Below are 6,115 nucleotides of genomic sequence, written 5' to 3'. Positions count from 1 at the left end.
CCGGCCCCCCCCGCCCCGCCCCGCTGCGCGCGCCCCCCCCCACCTGCGCGGGGGTCGCGAGCAGGGCGACGGCCGCGATCGCAGCCGCACCGGGCGAGACCGCCACGCCGACGACGAGGGCGGCGAGCGCACCCGCGACCACGACGACCGCGGCGGACTCGAGGAGCGCGGGCGCGGCGACCGCCCGGAGCGACGCGCCGCGGGCGCGCTGCAGCGCGACGGTCTCGCGACGGCGCGCCGCGATGAGCCCGCCAAGCAGGACGATCGCGACGGCGCCGGTGCCGAGGACCCCCGCGGCGAGCAGCAGGAACTGCGCGGTGGCGGACCGGGCCCGCTGCTCGGCGGTGGCGACCGCTTCCGGCAGGTCCGAGCGGACGGTCACCTCCTGGCCGCCCTGCGGCAGCAGCTCGCCCGGCTGCGCCCGCAGCCGCACCACCTCCGCCGCGATGCGGTGCGCGCCGACCGCGCTGAGCCGCTCCGGCACCACGGGCAGCCGGATCAGGACGCTGAAGGGTCCGAGCGCGTCCGAGGCGTACTGGATCCCCGCCGCGTCCGTCAGCGCGGTCGCCTGCAGCGGGGCGGCCGTGCCGTTCCGGTTCTCGCGCGCCGACCAGACCGGCCCGAGGTCCCGCCACCGGGAGGGGCTCGTCTCCGGCAGGCGCTCGACGATGCCGGTGACCCGCATCCGGATCCGGTTCCCCGCGTCGAGCGGCACGTCCATCGCGCTGCCGACCCGCAGCGACGTGGCGCCGGCGACCGCCTGCGACAGGACGACGTCGACCACCCCGGGCAGCGCACCGCTGTCGGGCAGCGCGCCGTCGCGCAGGCGGACCGCGCGGGGGCCGGGCAGGAGCGCGAGCTGCAGGCCCACCGGTCCGTTCTGGAGCGCAGGGCGGGTGTCCTCGGAGGTGAGGCGCACGTCGGCCCCCGTCACGGCCGCGGTCGGCGGGTCGGTCACCCGCCTGACCGAGGCGGGCAGCTGCTGCCGCACCTGGCCCGGCAGCGACCCGATGCCGTACGGGTCCACGAGCAGGCGGTCGGATCCGGGGGTGGTGGTCCCCACCGGTCCCTGGACGACGACGTCCGGGTCCGGGGCGTCGGCGACCACCTGGCGGACGGAGCGGTCGAGCGTGCCGGCCAGGAGGCGCGGCCCGCCGAGCGCGCAGACCAGGACGAGGAGCGTCAGCAGCGCGAGCACCAGCAGCAGCGGCAGGTCGCGCGTCGACTGGCGCCGCTGCAGCAGCAGCGCGAAGCGGAACGACCTCATCCCTCGCCCTCGCGCAGGATGCGTGCGGGATCGAGCCCGCGGAAGGTCCTCGTGATCAGCACCGCGGCGACGGCTGCCGCGACGACCGCACCCGCGACGAGCGCGGTCAGCTCGAGCGCCGGCAGCACGACGAGCGGCGACGGCACCGGCCGACCGCCGTCCCGGCCCACCACCAGGCGGGGGGCCGCGAGCGCACCGAGCAGGACGCCGAGCGCGAGCCCGAGCAGCGCGCCGATCGCGACCCGGACGGTCGTCTCGATCACGAGCAGGCGCTCGAGCACGCCACGCCGCAGCCCGATCGCGCGCAGCTGCGCCATCTCCCGGCGCCGCGCGGCGAGCGAGGCGACCACCCCGACGGCGAACCCGAGCAGACCGAGCCCGGCAGCCGCGGCGAGCAGCAGGTGCAGCGTCTGCGTCGTCGCCAGTCGCAGCGGGCCTCGCGTCAGCCGCTCGGCGAGGGCGACGGCGCCGTCCGCGTCGTCCCCGACGGCGGCGGTGGTGGCGTGCGCCGCGAGGTAGGCGTCGACCCGCGCGGGCGCGACGTCGACCCACCACTGGTCGACCTGCGAGAACGTGTCGCCGGACTGCACGAGGAAGCGCGAGAGCGCCCGCTGATCGACGACCACCACGTCCGGCGACGGCCCCGCTGCCGGGGACGCTCCGCTGCCGGGGACGCGCGCGACGACGTTGAAGACGGTGCACGGGACCAGCACGGACCCGAACGCCAGCTGGTACCGCTCATCCCGCTGCGCCCCCACGTCCCGCACGAGGTCGCGCGTCCAGACGCCGGAGACGCCGTCGACCGGCGGCCACCCCAGCACCGCGACGCTCGCGGGGCTGCTCTGCAGGTCGGCCTCCACCGGCACCTGCAGCCCGCCCTCCAGGTCGCCCGTCCCGCCGGTCGTCGTCCATCCGGCCGGCACGTCCAGCCGGGTGCCGGACGCCTCCAGCCGCTGCAGCCGGAGGTCCACGAAGCCCGCTCGGCCGGCTCGGTACTGCGCGGGCTGGTCGACCAGCACCTGGAGCTGGAAGCCGACGAGGCGCATGCGCTCGGCGGGCACGCGGGCGCCCAGCGCGTGCGGGCGCCCGTCGAGCCGCGCGAGCCCGAACCCGACGGTCGTCAGCAGGCCGTCGGGGCCCTCGAGCACCGCGCGGACCTGCGCCGCGGCACCCGCGACCGGCTTGCGCTCGTCCCCTGCCCGCAGCACCAGGCGCAGCGCGCCCGCAGCCCTCGGCAGCGCCACCCCGACCGCCGGACGGGTCGTGGCGCGCAGCCGCGCGATCGCGGCACCGCCCTCCTCGGCGACGCGGCCGTGGTCGAGCATGGCGCGTGCGGGGCCCGTGAGCCCGAGGACGGTCGCGCCGCCGAGGGCGGCGACCGGGCCCAGGGTCGGGTCGGAGTCCCCCGCCACGACGTCGGCCGGCCGGCGGAGGGTCGGCTGGGGCGTGCCGGCGGCGCCGTCCGCGAGCAGCGCGCCCTGCTCGGCCGCGATCGCCTGATCCGCCTCGACCCGGACCGGGGCGCCGACCGCGAGCGCGGCCTGGTCGTGCTGCGACCGCAGCCAGGTCGCCTCGCCGACCGCGCCGAACGCTCCAGCGGCGATCGCGAGGGCCACCAGCAGCACGCTCGCGCCGGCGCGCGAGGCCCGTCGGCTCAGCTCCCACCCGGCGAGCGCGGTGACCGGACCGGAGGAGCGCCGGGCGAGCAGCTCGCCCAGCCGACCGACGAGCGGGAGGACGCGCAGCGCGACGAGGGCGCCGGCGAGCACGAGCGCGGCGGGGGCCGCCACCAGCACCGGGTCGACTCCGGCGGTCGTGTCGACCCGGCGGGTCAGCAGCTGCCAGCCGAGGACCCCGGCGAGCACGACCAGCACCAGGTCCCCGCCCGTGCGCATCAGCCCGGTGGCCCGTGCCGGCCGCCCGGCTGTGCGCTCCGCCGCGCGGATCCGCGGGAGCAGCCGCACGACGACGATCACGACGGACATCGCGACCCCTGCGGCCCAGGAGCCGCCCGTCGGTGCGGTCGGCTCCGCGCGCAGCAGGGATGCGATCACCGAGCCGAGCGGCACCCCGAGGAGCACGGCGACCGCCGACGCGACGACCGCCTCCCATGCCGCCACGGCGATCAGCTGCACCCTCGACGCCCCTCGCGCCGCGAGCAGGGCGCGCTGGTCGGCCCGCGCCGCGTCGAGCAGCAGCGCGGCCTGCACGAGCACGGTGCTCGCGAGCACGACCAGCAGCAGTCCCGCGACCGCCGCGGTCGTCCGCGTGATCAGCAGCTGGCCGAGCACGCCGTCGACCGCCGCACCGAGCCGCGTCCGCGCGCTCACGCTGTCGGCGACCGCGCCGACGTCCACCGCGACGACCTGGTCGATCGACGCCAGCCGTCCGGCGAGGGCGTCGAGCCCGTCCACGGTCGCCGCCGCGAAGTCGGGCCGGTAGGCGACGTGGACGCCGCTCGCTGCGACGTCGAGCGCGTCGAGCGTGCCGGGCGCGACGATCAGGGGGCCGACGACGTCGATCGGGTCGCCGTACGGCCGATCGGGGTCCGCGTGCGCATCGTCCTCGCCCGCCGCCGACAACGGGTCGACGGACCAGACCTCGCCGCTGCGGTCGACGGGGTCGTACAGGGCCACCACTCGAGCACGCACCTGCGCCGAGTCGAACCCGAGCTGCAGGGAGGAGCCGACGGAGACGCCGAGCGCCGTCGCGCCCGCGCGCGGCACCGCGACGGGGACGACCCCATCGGCCGCGGTCGACGCGGGCCACGATCCTGCCGACACCCTGAACGCCCGGGCGGGCAGCTCGCCGAGGTACGGGCGGGCCTTCGCAGGGCCCGTCGGTGCGCCGAACCCGGAGACGTCCGTCACGAGCGGGCGGGCGCCCGTCGCGGGTCCGAGCAGGTGGTCGGCCGCACGGTCCGCGCCGCGGACGGTCTCGGCCACGGATCGGGTGGGGTCCGCGGCCACGATTTTGAGCCCCGTGTCCGGCGAGTCCGCGAGCGCCCGCCGCACGCCCGCCTGCTCCGTCGCCGCGAGCAGCGCCGGGAGCGCGGCCGCCAGCGCGACGGCGACGACCTGCACCGCGAGCACCAGCGCGACGAGCCCGCGGAGCTGCTTCGATCCCCGCTGGGCGACGAGCAGGGTCCACCGCAGCATGGTGGGCTCATGCTAGGGCGGCGCCCGCGTCGGACCGCGGTGCCGACGGATCCGCGGCGCGCCCACGAGACCATTCAGGACGCCGCGGCGGAGCATCCGCTCCGGCCCGCGCGTGCGGCTCCGACGGGTCGCCCGTCGGAGCCGCACGGCCGCAGGTCGCAGGTCAGACGGCGATGCGCCCTCCGTCGACCGGGAGCACCGCCCCGTGAACGAAGGCGGCCTCGTCGGCGGCGAGGAAGACGATCGCCTCGGCGATCTCCTCGGGCTCCCCGGGCCGGCCGGCGGGGCCGGCGGCGGCGAGCTGATCCAGGGCCTCGCCCATCGCCGCGGTGCCCTCGGTCCGCGTCGGGCCGGGGCTGACCGCGTTCACCCGTACCCCCGCCGGGCCGAACTCGGCCGCCCACGACTTCGTCAGCAGCACCATCGCCGCCTTGCTCGCCCCGTACAGCCCCATCCCGGCCGCGCCGAACTCGGCGACCATCGTGGTGACGTTGACGATCGCGCCGTGGCCGCGCTCGGCCATCGCGGGAGCGAGTGCGGCGACGAGGAAGTACGGCGCCGCGACGTTGATCGCGAGGACCTGGTCGAGGTCGGCCTGCGTCGTCTCCGCGGTGGGGCCGAAGGGGAAGATCCCGGCACTGTTGACGAGGACGTCGACGTGGCCGCCGCCCAGCTCCATGGCGCGGGCCGCGAGCGCCCGCGCGCTCTCCGCGTCGGAGAGGTCGGCCGCGACGAAGTCCGCTGCGCCGCCGGCGTCCCGGATGGCCGCGACCGCCGCGTCGCCGCGAGCGGCGTCGCGGCCCGAGATCACGACGTGCGCGCCGCGAGCGGCGAGGGCCGCGGCGGCGGCGCGGCCGATGCCGCTGGTCCCGCCGGTCACCAGGGCGGTCGTGCCGAGCATCGAGGAGGTCATGAGGAGTCCTTTCCAGACTGGAGTGATCGCTCCACACTGCATGTCCCGTTTTGGAGTCGCAACTCCATTTTCGGCTACCATGCCGTCATGCGTACGACGACCGAGCAGCACCTCGCACCGCCCAGGCGACTGACTGCGAAGGGCGAGGCGACGCGGTCCCGGATCGTCGAGGCCGCCGCGGGCCTGGTGCTCCTGCACGGGATCACGCGCACCGGCATCGAGGACGTGCAGCGCGAGGCGGGGGTCAGCGCCTCGCAGCTGTACCACTACTTCGGCGACAAGCAGACGCTGATGCGCGCCGTCCTCGCCCGTCAGACAGCCGAGGTGCTCGCGGCGCAACGACCCGAGCTCGACGCCCTGGACGACTTCGACGCCCTGTCCCGCTGGCGCGACCGCCTGGTCGCGCTGCAGCGGGCGCGCCACTGCGCCGGCGGCTGTCCCATCGGGTCGATCGCGACCGAGGTCGCCGAGGACGACCCCGACGCCCGCGCCGACGTCGTCGACAGCTTCGAGCAGTGGGAGGCCCCGATCCGCAGCGGCCTGGCCGCGATGCGCGACACCGGCCTCCTGCGTGACGACACGGACACCGACCGGCTGGCGCTCGCCCTCCTCGCCGCGGTGCAGGGCGGCCTGCTGCTCACCCAGACCCGCCGCACGACCGTCCCCCTCGAGACCGCGCTCGACGCCGTGATCGAGCTGATCCGCAGCTATCGCCCCTGAGCGAGCGGGCGCGAGCGCACCGGGCGCCGGCGCGACGGGCGGCGGCGCTCCCCCGGC

4 protein-coding genes are annotated in these 6,115 nt (G+C 77.4%); 1 reads left to right on the top strand and 3 read right to left on the bottom strand.

Features of this window, described 5'->3' with window-relative positions:
- From ACFSBI_RS14730 to ACFSBI_RS14720, 3 genes are all read right to left on the bottom strand, one after another.
- Positions 1-1,267: hypothetical protein (locus ACFSBI_RS14730; RefSeq protein WP_377936239.1), on the bottom strand; the 1,267-nt coding region annotated here is incomplete at its 3' end.
- Positions 1,264-4,425: an FtsX-like permease family protein gene (locus ACFSBI_RS14725; RefSeq protein WP_377936237.1), complete on the bottom strand. Its 3,162-nt coding sequence runs from the start codon at positions 4,423-4,425 to the stop codon at positions 1,264-1,266. The genes ACFSBI_RS14725 and ACFSBI_RS14730, both read right to left, overlap by 4 nt.
- A gap of 163 nt (positions 4,426-4,588) precedes the next feature.
- Complete coding sequence (locus ACFSBI_RS14720; protein WP_377936235.1) at positions 4,589-5,338, bottom strand: SDR family NAD(P)-dependent oxidoreductase; 750 nt, start codon at positions 5,336-5,338, stop codon at positions 4,589-4,591.
- 87 nt (positions 5,339-5,425) lie between these two features.
- Between ACFSBI_RS14720 and ACFSBI_RS14715 the strand changes: the two genes are divergently transcribed.
- Positions 5,426-6,058, top strand: a complete 633-nt coding sequence (locus tag ACFSBI_RS14715; protein ID WP_377936233.1) for a TetR/AcrR family transcriptional regulator — start codon at positions 5,426-5,428, stop codon at positions 6,056-6,058.
- Positions 6,059-6,115: the final 57 nt, after the last annotated feature.

The organism is Amnibacterium endophyticum, from assembly GCF_042680685.1.
GTDB classification, from domain to species: domain Bacteria; phylum Actinomycetota; class Actinomycetes; order Actinomycetales; family Microbacteriaceae; genus Amnibacterium; species Amnibacterium endophyticum.
Note: the sequence above shows the minus strand (reverse complement) of the source record. Positions and strands in the feature narration are given on the sequence as shown.